The 13845-nt window shown below is 70.2% G+C and carries 13 protein-coding genes; 5 read left to right on the top strand and 8 right to left on the bottom strand.

The window, feature by feature from the left end; genetic code table 11:
- Window positions 1-14: 14 nt before the first annotated feature.
- The 4 genes from ACWC1K_RS39240 to ACWC1K_RS39225 form a co-directional block, all read right to left on the bottom strand.
- Window positions 15-1745 carry a fatty acyl-AMP ligase gene (locus ACWC1K_RS39240; RefSeq protein WP_450837799.1) on the bottom strand — a complete coding sequence of 577 codons (1731 nt, stop codon included), beginning with the start codon at window positions 1743-1745 and terminating at the stop codon, window positions 15-17.
- A 320-nt stretch (window positions 1746-2065) separates the two neighbouring features.
- A complete protein-coding gene (locus ACWC1K_RS39235; RefSeq protein WP_450837798.1) occupies window positions 2066-2302 on the bottom strand; it encodes a hypothetical protein in 237 nt (78 codons plus the stop codon).
- Window positions 2303-2364: 62 nt separating this feature from the next.
- Window positions 2365-2805: an Lrp/AsnC family transcriptional regulator gene (locus ACWC1K_RS39230; protein ID WP_450837796.1), complete on the bottom strand. Its 441-nt coding sequence runs from the start codon at window positions 2803-2805 to the stop codon at window positions 2365-2367.
- A gap of 49 nt (window positions 2806-2854) precedes the next feature.
- Window positions 2855-4204: a transaminase gene (locus tag ACWC1K_RS39225; protein WP_450837794.1), complete on the bottom strand. Its 1350-nt coding sequence runs from the start codon at window positions 4202-4204 to the stop codon at window positions 2855-2857.
- Between the two features lie 191 nt (window positions 4205-4395).
- On the opposite strand from ACWC1K_RS39225, the gene ACWC1K_RS39220 reads away from it, so the two are divergent.
- On the top strand, window positions 4396-5637 hold the full coding sequence (locus tag ACWC1K_RS39220; RefSeq protein WP_450837793.1) for a cytochrome P450 family protein: 1242 nt from the start codon (window positions 4396-4398) through the stop codon (window positions 5635-5637).
- 119 nt (window positions 5638-5756) lie between these two features.
- Here the strand turns inward: ACWC1K_RS39220 and ACWC1K_RS39215 are convergent, their stop codons facing one another.
- The 3 genes from ACWC1K_RS39215 to ACWC1K_RS39205 all read right to left on the bottom strand — a co-directional run bounded on the left by ACWC1K_RS39215 (window position 5757) and on the right by ACWC1K_RS39205 (window position 7851).
- Complete coding sequence (locus tag ACWC1K_RS39215) at window positions 5757-5984, bottom strand: hypothetical protein (RefSeq protein ID WP_450837791.1); 228 nt, start codon at window positions 5982-5984, stop codon at window positions 5757-5759.
- An 87-nt stretch (window positions 5985-6071) separates the two neighbouring features.
- Window positions 6072-7256, bottom strand: a complete 1185-nt coding sequence (locus ACWC1K_RS39210; RefSeq protein WP_450837789.1) for a GDSL-type esterase/lipase family protein — start codon at window positions 7254-7256, stop codon at window positions 6072-6074.
- A gap of 16 nt (window positions 7257-7272) precedes the next feature.
- The gene (locus ACWC1K_RS39205; protein WP_450837787.1) at window positions 7273-7851 is read right to left on the bottom strand and encodes a TetR/AcrR family transcriptional regulator; all 579 of its coding nucleotides are present in this window, start codon (window positions 7849-7851) and stop codon (window positions 7273-7275) included.
- 71 nt (window positions 7852-7922) lie between these two features.
- On the opposite strand from ACWC1K_RS39205, the gene ACWC1K_RS39200 reads away from it, so the two are divergent.
- From ACWC1K_RS39200 to ACWC1K_RS39185, 4 genes are all read left to right on the top strand, one after another.
- A complete protein-coding gene (locus ACWC1K_RS39200) occupies window positions 7923-8420 on the top strand; it encodes an FBP domain-containing protein (protein WP_450837786.1) in 498 nt (165 codons plus the stop codon).
- A gap of 9 nt (window positions 8421-8429) precedes the next feature.
- On the top strand, window positions 8430-9050 hold the full coding sequence (locus tag ACWC1K_RS39195; protein WP_450837784.1) for an L-threonylcarbamoyladenylate synthase: 621 nt from the start codon (window positions 8430-8432) through the stop codon (window positions 9048-9050).
- 127 nt (window positions 9051-9177) lie between these two features.
- Window positions 9178-9933 carry a dienelactone hydrolase family protein gene (locus ACWC1K_RS39190; protein ID WP_450837782.1) on the top strand — a complete coding sequence of 252 codons (756 nt, stop codon included), beginning with the start codon at window positions 9178-9180 and terminating at the stop codon, window positions 9931-9933.
- A 170-nt stretch (window positions 9934-10103) separates the two neighbouring features.
- Window positions 10104-11303 (top strand): glycoside hydrolase family 64 protein, encoded by a 1200-nt coding sequence (locus ACWC1K_RS39185; RefSeq protein ID WP_450837780.1) that lies wholly within the window; start codon window positions 10104-10106, stop codon window positions 11301-11303.
- Window positions 11304-11362: 59 nt separating this feature from the next.
- On the opposite strand, the gene ACWC1K_RS39180 is transcribed toward ACWC1K_RS39185, so the two are convergent.
- Window positions 11363-13756 carry a M4 family metallopeptidase gene (locus ACWC1K_RS39180; RefSeq protein ID WP_450837778.1) on the bottom strand — a complete coding sequence of 798 codons (2394 nt, stop codon included), beginning with the start codon at window positions 13754-13756 and terminating at the stop codon, window positions 11363-11365.
- Between the last annotated feature and the right edge of the window lie 89 nt (window positions 13757-13845).

The following is a 13845-nucleotide window of genomic DNA, read 5'->3' as shown; positions in this document are numbered from 1 at the left end:
GCAGGCGGTCGGGGTCAGCGCGCGGCAGGTGCGGTGACCGAAGCGAGGGAGCCGGCCAGGTGGGCTTCCCGGGTCGCGTGGCGCTGGATCTTCCCGCTGGAGGTCTTGGGGATCGTGCCGGGGTGCACCAGGACGACCTCGCGTACGGACAGGCCATGGGCCTCGCCGAGCGCGCTGCGGATGAGGTCGGTGATCTTCTCCGAGTCGCCGGCGGCGTCAGGTGCCACCTCGGCGACGAGGACGATCTGCTCCCCCTCGACTCCCGCGTCGGCGGGGACGGAGAAGGCCGCGGTGCAGCCGGGGCGCAGGGCCGGGTGGCACATCTCGGCGGACAGCTCCAGATCCTGCGGATAGTGGTTGCGTCCGTCGATGACGATCAGATCCTTGAGGCGGCCGGTGACGAAGAGCTCTCCGTCGCGCAGGAATCCGAGGTCGCCGGTGCGCAGGAAGCGGCCCTCGCGGCCGGCCAGGGTGGCGCGGAAGGTCTCGCGGGTGGCCAGGGCGTTGCGCCAGTAGCCCTTGGCGACGCTGGCTCCGCTCACCCAGATCTCGCCGACCTGGCCCTCGGGAAGTTCCGTTCCCTGTTCCGGGTCCGCGATGGTCACCGTGAGGCCGGGGCCGGGACGGCCACAGCCGACCGCGGCCGCGTCCGCCTCGCCGGTGTGCGGCCCGAGGTCCTCGGCGGCGAGGAGAGTGGGCGGGGCGCCGACGGAGGCGCCGGTGACCATCACGGTCGCCTCGGCGAGGCCGTAGCAGGGGTAGAAGGCCGCACGGCCGAAGCCCGCGGGCGCGAAGGTCTCGGTGAAGCGGCGCAGGGTGGCGGCGCGTATCGGTTCGGCGCCGTTGAAGGCGACCTTCCACGAGCTCAGGTCGAGGTCGTCGACGAGTTCGTCGGTGGCGTGCTTCAGGCTGAGTTCGTAGGCGAAGTTGGGGCCGCCGCTGGTGTGCGGGCGGTAGCGGCTGACGGCCCTCAGCCAGCGGTCGGGTTGCTGCAGGAAGTGCAGCGGGGAGAAGAGGGTGGTGGTGAGGCCGAGGTAGACGGTGTTCAGGACCGGTCCGATGAGTCCCATGTCGTGGTAGACGGGCAGCCAGCTGACGATCAGTTCGCGGCCGTACTCCTCGATGACCTCCGGGGTGTGCCCCATGAGTTCGGTGATGATCCGCTCGTTGTCGAGCAGGTTGCCGTGGGTGACGGCCACGCCCTTGGGGGCGGAGGTGGAGCCGGAGGTGTACTGGAGGAAGGCGACCGAGTCGGGGGTGAGGTCGGGGGCCCGCCAGGCGTCGGCGGCCTCGTCGGGGATGTCCTCGGTGGCGAGGCAGGTGATGTCGGCCAGTTCGGGCAGGTGCTCCGCCATGCCGGCCAGGGCAGTGACCACGTCCCGGCCGCCGAGGATCACCTTGGCGTCCGCGTCGGCCAGCAGACGGCGCATACGGATCAGGGCGCGGTGGTTGTGCGCACGGCCCTGCGGGGGCACGCCGGGCACGGCGACGACACCGGCCGCGAGGCAGCCCAGGTAGTCGCTGATGAACTCCAGGCCGGGCGGGTGCAGCAGCATGGCGCGGGCACCGGTCAGCCCGCGCTCCTGCAGCCAGGCCGCGACGGCCCGGGAACGGCGGGCGAGCCGCGCGTAGGTGATCTCCTGGATCTCTCCGTCGCAGTCGCCGGAGACGAGGTAGCGGTATGCGGTCCGGTCGGGCTGTTGCGTGGCATGCTCGGTCAGTAAGTCGACCAGGGAACGAGCCATGGGAAGAGTCTCACCTGTCTGAATCGGTGGGGAGGGAACTGGAGTTCGAGCGCCGCGCGACATGTGTGCGCGGCAGCCGCGAGCGGCCCGGCCCCCTTGCCGGACTGTGCGACTCGACCAGCCGTCCGGGAAGTGGCGACACGCCGGCTCCCCGCGCCCCGTACAGCTTGCTACCGGCGAGTAGCACTCTAGCAACTTTGTTCGGCCCGTCGACCCGAACTCTGTAAACGCTGGGTATCAAACGGGAGTTGGGCATACGGAAGACCCGGCCTCCCGTTGCGTGCACGGGCGGCCGGGCCTGAGGGCGCGAGGCCGGTGTGTCAGCCGCCGTTCAGGCGTCCGCGCAGCAGTCCCTTGCCGATTTCCGCGCCCTTGCGGCTGTCCGCCTGGGCCTTGCGGAAAAGGTCGGCCACCTCGGTGTCCTTCTCGCGCTCCGCGTCCTGGATGTAGGTCTCCAGACGCAGGGCGTTGCTCAGGCACGCCTCCACGTACCAGATGAGGTTGTAGTCCTTGTCCGACGTACCGGTCACGCCGCCGGTCTCCGTGCTGCTGGTCATGCGGGCCTCCTCCAGCGGTTGTCCTTCCGGGGCTGTCCGAGTACCCGTCCCGCACCAGGCAATCAGCCGACGTCCCAGAGGAAACGGTGCGTGTGGATGCCGAAGTACGGAAAGGACTGGATCTGCCGGACCCCTTCGATCGGCCGTACGACGTCGTTGACGAAGTCCAGCAGTTCGCGCGGGCCCGAGGCGACCACCTCGGCGAACAGGTCGAAGCCGCCGGAGGTCAGCACCGCGTAGACGACCTCGGAGCGAGCGGCCAGTTCGTCGGCGACCGCGCGCGGGTCGCCGTCCACGCCGATGCCGAGCAGGGCCATGGCCTGTCCCCCCATGGACATCGGGTCGGTGACACCGACGACCTGCACCGCCTTGGTGTCCAGCAGCCGCTGCAGGCGCTGGCGGGCCGCGGAGGCCGAGAGGCCGACCCTGGGGCCGAGATCGGCGTAGGCGATGCGCCCGTCGGTCTGCAGTTCGCGCAGGATGGCCCGGTCGATGTCGTCCACGTGCGTCGCTCTCCTTTTACGGCCGGCTCGCCCGGTCCCGTCGGGCCGCTCAGCCGGCCAGGTCGGCCAGGGCTGCGGCGAAGACCTCGGTGTGCAGGTCGACGTCCTGGTCGGTGGTGTCCGGGCACATGAGTGCCATGTTGTGGAAGGGGGTCAGCAGGATGCCCCGGTTGGCCAGATAGAGGTGGAGGAAGTCCTCCAGTTCGGGGTCACCGGCGGCCGCGGACTCCGTGCCGGTGCGGGGCGCGGGCGAGGCGAAGCGGTATTCGGTGCGGGCGCCGAGCCGGCTGACCGACCAGGGCAGCGCGTGGGTGTCGATGCCGGCGCGTACACCCGCTTCGAAGCGTTCGGACAGTTTGGTCATGCGGGCGAACGCGTCCTCGGTCAGGACGTGTTCCAGCGTGGCGCGCATGGCGGCGACCGAAAGGGCGTTGCCGGCCAGGGTGCCGCCGACGCCGCCCATGTCCACCAGGTCGAGGTCGGCGCGGCCGAGGAGACGGTCCGCGAGCTCGGCGGACAGGCCGTATGCGCCGGCCGGGATGCCACCGCCGATGGCCTTGCCGATGGTGAGCAGGTCGGGCTCCAGGTCCCAGGCGGCGGTGCAGCCGCCCGGGCCGGCGGAGAACGTGTGGGTCTCGTCGTTGATGAGCAGGGTGCCGTGGCGACGGGTCAGCGCCCGGACGCCCTCGAGGTAGCCGGGTTCGGGCAGCACGATGCCGATGTTGGTGAGGGCGGGTTCCATCAGGACGGCGGCCACATCGCCGTGGGCGAGTTCGCGTTCCAGTTGTTCCAGGTCGTTGAATTCCGCGACGCGGCTGGTCAGCGTGACGTCGCAGGGAGCGCCGACGTTTCCGGGGCGGGCCGCGCCCCTGCCGTCGGGGCCGACGACGATGAGCGACTCGTCGACGCTGCCGTGGTAGCTGTAGCTGTTCACCAGGATCTTGGGGCGGCCGGTGACGGCCCGGGCGAGCCGGATCGCCCATCGGTTGGCGTCGGTCGCCGTCAGCGAGAAGCTCCAGCGGGCGAGGCCGAAGCGGCGGGTCAGCTCGGCACCGACCCATTCCGCGTCCTCGGTGGGCAGCATCGCGGTGGCACCGCCCAGATCGGCGAACCGGCGCTGGACCGCGTCGGCCACGACCGCCGGGGAGTGACCGGCCATCGCTCCGGTGTCACCGAGACAGAAGTCGACGTACTCGTGCCCGTCGATGTCGGTGACGCGGGCGCCGCGGGCGGTTGCCAGATAGCGGGGAAAGGCGCCCGCCGTCTTGTTCATCCACGTCATCGGCACGCGCCCGAAGAGATGGTCGGCCCGCGCATAGGCGTCCTTCGAGCGCGGGCAGCGGTGTGCGGCCTGCTCCTTCTCACGAGCGAGCAGGTCCTGCAAGCGGGCGCGGTCCATGGGATCCCCGAACTCTGGATACGACAGAACACGCGGAGGTTACGACGGAAATCCTTGATCAAACAAGATCTGGCCGCCGAATCCGTTGATGGAGCGATCGAATCATGAGCACGGTCCTGAGCGGCGCCCGGATGGCGGAGAATCGCTCACTCGTACGAGAGTGAGCGGCGACGCTGTGTACCGTGCTCCGGGTGACCGTCACCGACCGCACCGACCGCTTTGTCATCGACCCGTTCGGCGCCGACATCCCCGGTGAGAGTGCCCGGCTGCGGGCCCTCGGCCCGGTCGTTCCCGTCGAGCTGCCGGGCGGCATCCCCGCCTGGGCGCCGACCGGCTACGACACCCTCAAGGACCTGATCCTCGACCCGCGGGTCAGCCGGGATCCCCGGCTGCACTGGAAGCTGTGGCCCGAGATCGGTGAACACCCCTCCTGGGGCTGGATACTGGGCTGGGTGGGCGTGGTCAACATGCTCTCCACCTACGGCGCGGATCACGCGCGGCTGCGCAAGCTGGTGGCGCCGAGCTTCACGCACCGGCGTACCGAGACGATGCGGGCGCGGGTGGAGGCGGTCACCGCGGAGCTGCTGGACGCGCTGGCGGCGGCCGGGGCCGGCGGGCGGGTGGTCGACGTCAAGACGGCGCTCGCCCAGCCCCTGCCCATGCGGATCATCTGCGAACTCTTCGGCGTGCCGGACGAGTTGGTGGACGACACACGCCGGCTGATCGCGGCCATCATGGACACCTCCGACCCGAGCCCGGAGCACGCCGCGTTCGTGCAGCAGCAGATCGGGACGGTGCTGCCGGCCCTGATCGGCCACCGCCGCGAGCACCCCGCGGACGATCTGACCACCGAGCTGATCCGGGTGCGGGACGAGGAGGGCGACCGGCTCAGCGACGAGGAGCTGCTGTACACACTGCTGCTGGTGATCGGCGCCGGGTTCGAGACCACCGTCAACCTCATCGGCAACGCGGTCGTCGCCCTGCTCCGCCACCCCGAGCAGCTGGCCGCCGTACGGGCCGGGAAGATCGGCTGGGAGGCGGTCGTCGACGAGACACTGCGGGTGCACCCGTCGATCGCCTCGCTGCCGCTCAGGTTCGCTGTCACCGACATCGCGGTGGGCGACGTCACGATCCCGGCGGGCGACGCCATCATCACGACGTATGCCGCCGCGGGGCTGGATCCCGCGCACTACGGCCCGGACGCGGACGCCTTCGACGCGGCGCGCGGAGCCGACGACCATCTGGCGTTCGGCATCGGTGTGCACCGGTGCATCGGTGCTCCCCTCGCCCGGGTGGAGGCGCTGACCGCGCTGCCGGCGCTGTTCGAACGCTTCCCCGGGGTGCGACTGGCCGTCGGGGAGGACGCGTTGCGGCAGGTGCCGTCGTTCATCGCGTTCGGCTGGCAGGAGGTGCCGGTGCGGCTGGACGCGTAGAAACGCAAAGGGGCCCGACCGGTCCCCCGTTCCGGTCGCGCCCCCGCGGCCCGTCGAACTTACGTCCCGGGTGGATGGGTTGTGAACCGCGTCGGTGCCCGCTGCGGGGTCCGCACGGCTCACCCGTGCACAGGCGAGTCCGGATGATCCCGGTTCACCCCGCGCTGGTCGGGATGGTCGAGGTCATCGAGGGCCGGAGGGGCGAGGACCACCTCGTGGAGGTCGCTGTCGGCGGCGATCAGGGTGCGCAGCGTGCGACGCCGGTCGCGGGCGTCGGTGTCCAGGCGTGCGAGCAGGTCGCTCGCCCAGTCGGCCGGCCATCTCGGCCGTCTCCTCGTCCATCGCACCGACCTCGGCTTTTCGGTCGGGGACGCTACCTCACGGGCGCCCGGCGGCTGCGTGACCACGGGTGCGGACGACGAGGAGCGGGCCGTTCAGACGGTGTGGTCGGCGAAGGCGCCGCCCGGAGCGAAGGTCAGTGAGGCGAAGCGTTCGCCGATGCGCAGGTGCGTTTCGGCGTCCGGGTGGAGCTGGTCGGGCAGGGGAAGTTCGGCATGGTCGGACTCGCCGTAGAGCTCGCGGCCGTCGAGGTAGCTCAGGTTCGGGTCGTCGTCCGCCCGCTGTGCCACGATGCGGGCCAGCTCGTCCCGGATGACCCCGAGGGCCAGTTTCCCGCTCGCGCGTTCCCCGGGATCGCCCATGGCCTGGAAGCGGAGGTGGCCCTCGCTCAGGGAAGTGAAGTCCAGGACGCTGGGGCCGGGGGTGTCCTCGTGTATCGGGCACAGGAGGGGCGAGACGACCAGCAGCGGTGTCGTGGGGTGTCCTTCGCGGATGGTGTCGAGGAAGCCGTGGACGGCGGGGGTGAAGGCGCGCAGCCGCATCAGGTCGGTGTTGACCAGGTTGATGCCGATCTTCACGCTGATCAGGTCGGCCGGGGTGTCGCGCAGGGTGCGGGCGGTGAACGGGTCGAGCAGGGCGTTGCCGCCCAGGCCGAGGTTGATCAGGTCGACGCCGCCCAGGGACGCGGCGAATGCGGGCCATGTGGTGGTGGGGGTCGCCGCGTCGGAGCCTTGGCTGATGGAACTGCCGTGGTGCAGCCACACCTTGCGGCCGCTGGGCGGACTGGGCTCGATGGGGGCGTCGGTGCGCAGGGCGACCAGTTCGGTGGTCTCGTTGTGCGGGAGCCAGATCTCGACCTCCTTCTCCTCGGCGGGCAGGTCGGGGAAGCGGAGGGTGCCCACCGAGCCGTGCCGCAGTTCGGCCGTGCCGGCGACCATGTCGATGGTCACGGTGTTGCCGCCCTCGACGCTGCCCCGGCCGGCCGGGCGGCCGTCGACGAGGAGGTCGTAGAAGCCGTGGGGACGAGGCGGGGCACCGACATAGGTGCGTTTGGTCGGCAGGGCGTCGAGTTCGACGGCCGTCGCGCGCGTGCGAAACGCCAGCCGTACGCCCGAGGGCTGGGACTCGGCGCCGGCCAGCTGCGGATCGGTGCACTGGGCGCGGGCCCGGGCGGGCAGCCGGTGCGGCAGCACGCCGTGCTCGGTGCGCTCCACGTCGAGGGCGCCGCGCAGCAGTTCGGCCGTGACGGGCGTGGTGATCCAGTCGTGCTCGGTCAGCATGTCCTCAGCCTGTCCATCAAAGGGTCGGGGTGGTGGGCCAGTTGCGCAGCAGCGCGTCGAGGGCGTCCAGGATCCGCGTCCAGCTCTCCTCGGAGTCGGGGGCGCTGTGGCTGAAGCCACCGGCCGTCTCCAGACTCGAGTAGCCGTGGAAGACGCTGCCAAGCAGCCGGACGGCATGCGTCTGGTCGGGTTCCGTCAGGTGGTAGCCGCGCAGGATCGCGCGCGTCATCCGGGCGTGGCGCACACCCGCACTGGCGGCCGCGGTCTCGGGGTCCAGCCGCAGCCGGGCCGCCGCCGCGCGGCCGGGGTGTTCCCGGCCGTAGTCGCGGTAGGCGTTGGCGAAGGCGATCAGGGCGTCCTTGCCGGCGCGGCCGGCGAGAGCGTCGGCGGCCCGGTCTGCGAGCTCCTCCAGGGCGAACAGGGCGATCCGCGTCCTGAGGTCCTGTGAGCTGTTCACATGCGAGTACAGGCTCGCCACCTTGACGTCGAAGCGGCGGGCCAGCTCGGACACGGTCACCTGGTCGAAGCCGACCTCGTCCGCCAGCTCCGCTCCTGCCCGGACCACCCGTTCCGTCGTCAGCCCGACGCGCGCCATGGCCGCCCTCCTCTCTCACCAGAATCGATTATGCATTTGCCTAAAGCCTTTAGGCAAATTAGCGTGACCTTATGGAACCGCTGACCGAGCAAGAGATCCGCGCCGCGTTCGTGAACTGCACCAAGGGCGAGGCCAAGCGTCTGTCCGTGCCGCGCGACCTGGCCGAGCGCCCCTGGGACGACCTGGACTACCTCGGCTGGCGCGACCCCCAGGCCCCCGACCGCGCCTACCTCGTCACCGAGTGGAGCGACGGCCGCCCCCGAGCCGTCGCACTGCGCAGCTCCGCCCCCGCCGTGGGGCAGACGCGGCGCAGTATGTGTTCGATGTGCCTGACCACTCACACGGGCGGGGTCTCCCTGATGGTCGCGCCCAAGGCGGGCAGGGCCGGGCAGCAGGGCAACTCGGTGGGCGCCTACATCTGCAGCGACCTCGCCTGCTCGCTGTATGTGCGGGGCAAGCGGGACGCGGGCATCGGGGCGCGGCTGCACGAGACGATCACCCTGGAGGAGAAGATCCGGCGCACGGTGGCGAATGTCGCCGCGTTCGTCGCCAAGGTCGGCTCGGCATAAGCTCGGCGAATGGCGAAGTACTTCGACGTGCACCCCGAAAACCCCCAGCCGCGCACCATCGCCCAGATCGCGGACAGCATCCGGGCGGACGCGCTCATCGCGTATCCCACGGACTCCTGCTACGCACTGGGCTGCCGGCTGGGCAGCCGTGACGGCATCGAGCGGATCCGTACGATCCGCAAGCTGGACGACCGGCACCACTTCACCCTTGTGTGCCAGGACTTCTCGCAGCTCGGCCAGTTCGTACGGGTCGACAACGACGTATTCCGCGCCATCAAGGCGTCGACGCCCGGCAGTTACACCTTCATCCTGCCGGCGACGAGGGAAGTGCCGCGCATGTTGCAGCACCCGAAGAAGAAGACGGTCGGTGTGCGTATCCCCGACCACGTCGTCACCCAGGCCCTGCTCACCGAGCTCGGCGAGCCGCTGCTGTCCAGCACGCTGCTCCTGCCCGACGAGGAGGAGCCGATGACCCAGGGCTGGGAGATCAAGGACCGTCTCGACCATGTGCTGGACGCGGTGGTCGACTCCGGGGACTGCGGCACCGAGCCGACGACGGTCATCGACTTCTCGGGCGGCGAGGCGGAGATCGTACGGCGGGGGGCCGGGGACACCTCGCGGTTCGAGTGAACTCCAGCATCCGCCGAGGCCGGGGGCCCTTTCGACGGGTTGGGTGGCCCGTGCAACGATGGCCGCGGCCGGCCCCGTCGGGCCGGATGATTCGGTCGGCGCCGAGCGCGCAGAGAGGCAGCCCCCCATGACCTCCGTAAAAGGAACCACCGTTGACATCCCGACCGCGGACGGCGTCGCCGATGCCTATGTGGCGCACGCCGCCGACGGCGGCGCCCGGCCCGGCGTCCTGCTCTACATGGACGCCTTCGGGATCCGCCCCCACCTGAAGTCGATGGCCGACCGGATCGCCGAGGCCGGTTACACGGTGCTGGTGCCCAACGTGTTCTACCGTCATGGGCGCACGCCGGTCGTCGAGTTGCCCGAGTTCATCGACCCGGAGGCGCGTCCGGAGATCTGGGGCAAGGTCGGCCCGCTGCTCCAGTCCGTCACGCCCGAGTCGGCGATGCGGGACGCGGCCGCGTATCTGCAGTGGCTGGCCGACTCCCCCCTCGTCGCGGACGGCCCGGTCGCGCTGACCGGCTACTGCATGGGCGCGCGGTTGTCCCTGCTGACCGCCGGCACCTACCCGGACCGGGTCGCCGCCGCGGCCGGCTTCCACGGCGCCCGGCTGGCGACGGAGGACCCGGACAGTCCGCACCTGGTGGCCGAACACATCACCGCCGAGGTGTACTTCGGGCACGCCGACAACGATCCGTCGCTGCCCCCGGAGCAGATCCAGCGCCTGGAGGACGCGCTCACCGCGGCAGGTGTCCGGCACCGCTGCGAGGTCTACCCAGGGGCGCACCACGGGTACACGCAGGCCGACACGGCCTCCTACGGCAAGGAGGCCGACGCGCGCCACTGGGAGGCGCTCCTCGATCTTCTCCAGCGGACCTTCTGACAAGTCGCCGCAGGCGCCCGCGGGTTCGCCCCGCGGGCGCCTTTTCTTTCCCCGACGTCCTCCTTATTGACATGCACGCAACTCCGGTGCCAGTTTGAGAGCGCTCTCAAGAACAGGTACGGACCAATTCGGCCCATCGCCTCGAGTGACCCCACACACGGAGGTGGAGCGTGCACCACAAGCTCACTCGCCGCCTGACGGCCCCCACAGCCGCAGCCGCACTCGTCGCCGCAGTGATCGCGATCCAGGCACCCTCGTCCGCCAGGGCGGCGGTGCCCGACACGATCCCGCTGCAGGTGACCAACAACTCCGGCCGCGGCGACGCGGTCTACGTCTACACGATCGGCACCCTGCTCTCGACGGGACAGCAGGGCTGGGCGGACGCGAACGGCACCTTCCACGCATGGCCGGCCGGGGGCAACCCGCCGACCCCCGCGCCGGACGCGTCGATCGCGGGACCGGCCGCGGGCCGGTCGAAGACGATCCGGATCCCCAAGTTCTCCGGACGCATCTACTTCTCCTACGGGCAGAAGCTCGTGTTCAAGCTGACCACCGGCGGTCTCGTGCAGCCGGCCGTGCAGAACCCGAGCGACCCCAACCACGACATCTTGTTCAACTGGTCCGAGTACACGCTCAACGACTCCGGCCTGTGGCTCAACAGCACCCAGGTCGACATGTTCTCCGCGCCCTACGCGGTGGGCGTCCAGGGGGCGGGAGGCAGCACGACCACCACCGGCCACCTCAAGCCGGGCGGCTACAACGGCGTCCTGAACGATCTGCGCGGGAAGTCCGGCGGCTGGGCCGGGCTGATCCAGACCCGCTCCGACGGAACGGTGCTGCGGGCACTGGCACCAGGACACGGACTGGAGTCCGGCGCGCTGCCGGCGTCCGTGATGGACGACTACATCAACCGCGTCTGGCAGAAGTACACGTCGGCGACCCTGACCGTGACCCCGTTCGGCGACCAGCCGAGCACCAAGTACTTCGGCAGGGTCTCGGGCGGCGTCATGAACTTCACCGACGGCTCCGGCAAGGTGGTCACGACCTTCCAGAAGCCGGACGCGGACAGCGTGTTCGGCTGCCACAAGCTGCTCGACGCGCCCAACGACCAGGTGCGCGGCCCCATTTCACGCACCCTGTGCGCCGGCTTCAACCGCTCCACTCTGCTGGTTGACACCAACCAGCCGGACACGTCCTCGGCGAACTTCTACCAGGACCCGGTGACCAACCAGTACGCCCGAGCGATCCATGCGCAGATGGCCGACGGCAAGGCCTACGCGTTCGCCTTCGACGACGTGGGCAACCACGAGTCGCTCGTCCATGACGGCAGCCCGCAGCAGGCGGACCTGACCCTCGACCCGTTCAACTGACGACGAAGGGCCTCACCCCGCGGCGGACGAGGGTGAGGCCCGGCTTCGTGCGGACAGGGTCAGCCGGTCGTCAGCGCGGTGTCGTCGACGACAAAGCTGGTCTGGAGCGAGGAGTCCTCGACACCGCTGAACTTCAGGGTGACGGTCGACCCTGCCAGCGACGACAGGTCGAAGGACTTCTGCGTGTACCCGGAGGCGGCATTGAGGTTCGAGTACGTCGCCAGGGTCTTCGAACCGGCGGTGACCGTCAGCTTGTCGTAGGCGACGCTGCTGGTGGTCTCCGACGTGTCGATGTGCAGAGAGAAGGTGAGCGTGGCCTTGCAGCCGCTCGGGATGGCCACCGACTGGGACAGTGTGTCGGTGTGGGTGGAGCCGTAGCCGTCCAGCCAGGCGTAGTACGAGCCGCCGTGCGCCGACTCACCGCTGTCATTGGTGATGACGCCGCTGGTCGCGGTCCAGGTGGTGTTGCCCGACTCGAAGCCCGGGTTGCCGAGAAGCTGGGCCGAGGTGCAGCCGCCGCCTCCGCTCGAGCTGACGGTCCAGGTGAAGGAGGCGGTGCCGGTCGCGCCGGTCGAGTCGGTCACCGTGACAGTGGTGCTGTAGCTGCCGGCCGTCGTCGGCGTACCGGAGATCACGCCCGTGGAGCTGTTGATCGACAGACCGGTGGGCAGTCCGGTCGCGGCGTAGGTCAGCGAGCCGCTGTTGGTGCTGCTCGCCGAGATCTGCAGGCTCACCGCCGTGCCGACGGTGGAGGACTGGCTGCCCGGGTTGGTGACCGTGACGCCCGAGGAGGGCGGGGTGATGTGGCTGCCGACGTTGATACCGGCGAAGGCGTTGCCGACACCGGCGTACTGGGTGGAGCCGGTGCCGTACAGGGCGGCGGCGGCATTGAGGGCGGCGGTGCGGGCTCCGGCGTAGTTGGTGCTGGACGTCATGTACGACGTCAGCGCCTTGTACCAGATCTGCAGGGCCGCGGCCCGGCCGATGCCCGCGACGGCGACACCGTCGGAGGTCGGGCTGTTGTACGTCACACCGTTGATGACCTTCGTGCCGCTGCCCTCGGACAGCAGATAGAACATGTGGTTGGCGGGGCCCGAGGAGTAGTGCACGTCGAGGTTGCCGACGCCGGAGTACCAGCTGTCCGCGGAACCGCCGTCCTTGCTCGGCTTGTCCATGTAACGCAGCGGCGTGCCGTCGCCGTTGATGTCGATCTTCTCGCCGATGAGGTAGTCGCCGACGTCACTGCTGTTGTTGGCGTAGAACTCCACTCCGGTGCCGAAGATGTCGGAGGTGGCCTCGTTGAGGCCGCCGGACTCGCCGCTGTACTCCAGCCCCGCCGTGTTGGACGTGACGCCGTGGCTCATCTCGTGCCCGGCCACGTCCAGCGAGGTCAGCGCGTGGGTGCCGCCGGAGCCGTCGCCGTAGGTCATGCAGAAGCAGCTGTCGTCCCAGAAGGCGTTGACGTACGCCGTGCTGTAGTGGACGCGCGAGTAGGCGGCGACGCCGTCGTTCTTGATGCCACTGCGGCCGAAGGTGTTCTTGTAGAAGTCCCAGGTCTCCTGGGCGCCGTAGGCCGCGTCCGCGCCCGCGGTCTGCGTGTTGGACCCCGACCCCGTCCCCCAGACGTCGTCGGAGTCGGTCATCAGGGTGCCGGTGCCCGAGGTGCCGTTGTTGAGGCTGTACGTCTTGTGACCGCCGCGGGTGGTGTCGTACAGCTGGTACGTCGAACCCGACAGCGTGGTGTTCAGCGTGACCGTGCCGCTGTACTGGGTGTTGCCGGTGCCCGTCTTGATGCCCTGGTAGCGGTAGAGCTCCTTGCCGGTGGTGGCGTCGGTGATGACGTGCAGCTGGCTGGGCGTGCCGTCGTCCTGGAGGCCGCCGACCACCGTCTCCCAGGCCAGCTTCGGGGTGCCGGTGCCCGCCCAGATGACCTTGCGGGCGCTGTCGGTGCTGGGCCGCTCGGCGTGCAGGGACCTGGCCGCCTTGAGGGCCTTGGTCTGCGCGGCTGCTTTCGTGAAGGTCGCGGTGGTGGAAGCGACCTTGATGGTGTGCTTGTTGTTGAAGGTCGTGCTCACCGTGCCGGCGGCCAGCGAGGCCGGCGGGGTGTGCACGACGAGGTCGCCGCCGAGGACGGGCAGGCCCGCGTAGGTCCGCTCGTAGCGGGTGTGCAGGGTGCCGTCGTGGTCCTTGACGACGTCCCTGACGACCAGTTTCTCCTTGGCGCCGAGGCCTATCGTGCGGGCGGTCGCGGCTGTCTTCTGCCTGGCGCTCTTGATGAGCGCGCTGTGCTGCGCCGGGGTCAGCCTTGCCTCCAGTCCCGCGGCGCGCAGGGGGCTGGGATGGGGAGCGGCGGGTTTCGCGTGCGCCGGAACCGACTGGATGCCGACGGCGAGGAAGGCCGCGGTGGAGACCAGGGCTCCGACCGCTGTCCGCTTGCGGGCGATGCGTCTCACTCGTTCTCCTACTGCTGCGGCCGCGTGGGGCGGCCGGTGACAGACCGGGCAGACGGGTGTACCGCCCGGGACGAGCCGAGCTGTGCGGG

Source organism: Streptomyces sp. NPDC001492 (assembly GCF_053597275.1).
This window is presented reverse-complemented; position numbering and strand designations above follow the sequence as displayed.

Excerpts from the sequence above, each read along its gene's own strand:
- ACWC1K_RS39240 (WP_450837799.1), bottom strand. The coding sequence starts at position 1,745 with ATGGCTCGTTCCCTGGTCGACTTACTGACCGAGCATGCCACGCAACAG.
- ACWC1K_RS39235 (WP_450837798.1), bottom strand. The coding sequence starts at position 2,302 with ATGACCAGCAGCACGGAGACCGGCGGCGTGACCGGTACGTCGGACAAG.
- ACWC1K_RS39225 (WP_450837794.1), bottom strand. The coding sequence starts at position 4,204 with ATGGACCGCGCCCGCTTGCAGGACCTGCTCGCTCGTGAGAAGGAGCAG.
- ACWC1K_RS39210 (WP_450837789.1), bottom strand. The coding sequence starts at position 7,256 with ATGCTGACCGAGCACGACTGGATCACCACGCCCGTCACGGCCGAACTG.
- ACWC1K_RS39205 (WP_450837787.1), bottom strand. The coding sequence starts at position 7,851 with ATGGCGCGCGTCGGGCTGACGACGGAACGGGTGGTCCGGGCAGGAGCG.
- ACWC1K_RS39200 (WP_450837786.1), top strand. The coding sequence starts at position 7,923 with ATGGAACCGCTGACCGAGCAAGAGATCCGCGCCGCGTTCGTGAACTGC.
- ACWC1K_RS39195 (WP_450837784.1), top strand. The coding sequence starts at position 8,430 with ATGGCGAAGTACTTCGACGTGCACCCCGAAAACCCCCAGCCGCGCACC.
- ACWC1K_RS39190 (WP_450837782.1), top strand. The coding sequence starts at position 9,178 with ATGACCTCCGTAAAAGGAACCACCGTTGACATCCCGACCGCGGACGGC.